The organism is Polaromonas sp. P3_C2, from assembly GCF_056402675.1.
In genome coordinates, this window is record NZ_JBFUGX010000790.1 from 1 (window position 1) to 1,703 (window position 1,703).

Annotated in this window: 2 protein-coding genes and 1 pseudogene; all 3 read right to left on the reverse strand. The window is 59.9% G+C overall.

Annotated elements, in window-relative coordinates:
* Nucleotides 1-256: pseudogene (locus AC1DWI_RS21980) on the reverse strand (carbohydrate ABC transporter permease); the annotation flags it as partial.
* Nucleotides 253-1,143 carry a carbohydrate ABC transporter permease gene (locus tag AC1DWI_RS21985; RefSeq protein WP_457281401.1) on the reverse strand — a complete coding sequence of 297 codons (891 nt, stop codon included), beginning with the start codon at nucleotides 1,141-1,143 and terminating at the stop codon, nucleotides 253-255. The pseudogene AC1DWI_RS21980 and the gene AC1DWI_RS21985, both read right to left, overlap by 4 nt.
* The coding region (locus AC1DWI_RS21990) for a TOBE domain-containing protein (RefSeq protein WP_477725767.1) at nucleotides 1,140-1,703 on the reverse strand (564 nt) is incomplete at its 5' end. The genes AC1DWI_RS21990 and AC1DWI_RS21985, both read right to left, overlap by 4 nt.

Sequence of the window (1,703 nt, forward strand, 5' to 3'; positions counted from 1 at the left end):
GGGCTACAGTCACCGAAATCACGGTATTGATGGCGACATAAATCAGGCTGTTGATGTAGCCCGAATACCAGGACGGGTCGGTAAAAATGGTCTTGTAGTTGTTCCAGGTGAACTCCTGGGGAAAGAACGAGAAGCTCGACAAAATCTCGGCATTCGTCTTGAAGCTCATGTTGACCATCCAGTAGATGGGCAACAGCGCGAACAAAATGTAGGCAATCAGGAACAGCGTGCGCGCCTGGAATTTCGGTGTGTTCATTCCACGCCCTCCTTCTCTTGCGTACCGACGCGCTGCATCCAGTTATAGAGGATGAAGCACAGCAGCAGGATGATCAAAAAGTAAATCAGCGAGAAAGCCGCCGCCGGGCCCAGGTCGAACTGGCCGACGGCTTTTTGCGTGAGATATTGCGAAAGGAATGTCGTGGCGTTGCCCGGCCCGCCACCCGTCAGCACAAAAGGCTCGGTGTAAATCATGAAGCTGTCCATGAAGCGCAGCAGCACGGCAATCATCAGCACGCCGCGCATCTTGGGCAGCTGGATGTAGCGGAACACAGCGAACTTGCTGGCGCCGTCGATGCGCGCGGCCTGGTAGTAGGCGTCCGGAATCGAGCGCAAGCCCGCGTAGCCCAGCAGCGCCACCAGCGGCGTCCAGTGCCAGACATCCATCATGAGCACCGTCACCCAGGCGTGCGTGGCATTGCCGGTGTAGCTGTAGTCAAAGCCCATCTTTTGCAGCATCGCGCCCAAAAGGCCAATGTCAGCCCGGCCATAGATCTGCCAGATAGTGCCCACCACGTTCCACGGAATCAGCAGTGAGAGCGAAACGAGCACCAGCACCAACGAGGCCTTCCAGCCTTGCGCCGGCATGGACAGCGCGAGTGCGATGCCCAGCGGAATTTCGACCGCCAGCACGGCCAGCGAGAACGTCAGTTGCCGCCAGAGTGCCGCATGCAGTTCTTCGTCACGCATGACGGATACAAACCACTCAGTGCCGACAAACACGCGCCGCTCGGGCGAGATGATGTCCTGCACCGAATAGTTAACCACGGTCATCAGCGGCAGAATGGCGGAGAACGCCACGCAGATGATGACGGGCAGCACCAGCAGCCAGGCCTTTTGATTAACGGGCTTAGTCGTCGTGCTCATGCATCCACCAGTTCGTCATTGAGGTACAGGCAGGTGTGTGGCCCCATCACCTGCAGCCAGACCTCCTCGCCAACTTGCGGCGCGCGGGAAGCCGGGTTCAACCGGGCCTTGATCGTGTGTTCACCGATCCGCGCCRTCAGCATCCAGTGCGTGCCGATGTCCTGCACCAGCGTGACAGTGAACGGCAGCGCCGCCGGGTCACCCGGCGCCGTCTTCACCACGTATTCAGGGCGCACACCCAGCTTGAGCTCGCCGTCGGGCATGGCACGTTCAGGCGGGAGCGCCAACGGCCGCTCCGCGACGCGTAGCGCGCCACCGACGACGGTGGCCGGCAAGAAGTTCATGCCGGGCGATCCGATGAAGTGGCCTACAAACGTATGGCGGGGGCGCTCAAACAGTGCATCGGCCGAGCCCGTCTGCACAGCGCGGCCGCGCGTCATCACCACCACCTCTTCGGCAAAGGTCAAAGCCTCCACCTGGTCGTGTGTCACATAAATCAGGGTGAGCTTCAATTCATGGTGAATCTGCTTGAGCTTGCGCCGCAGTTGCCATTTCAGGTG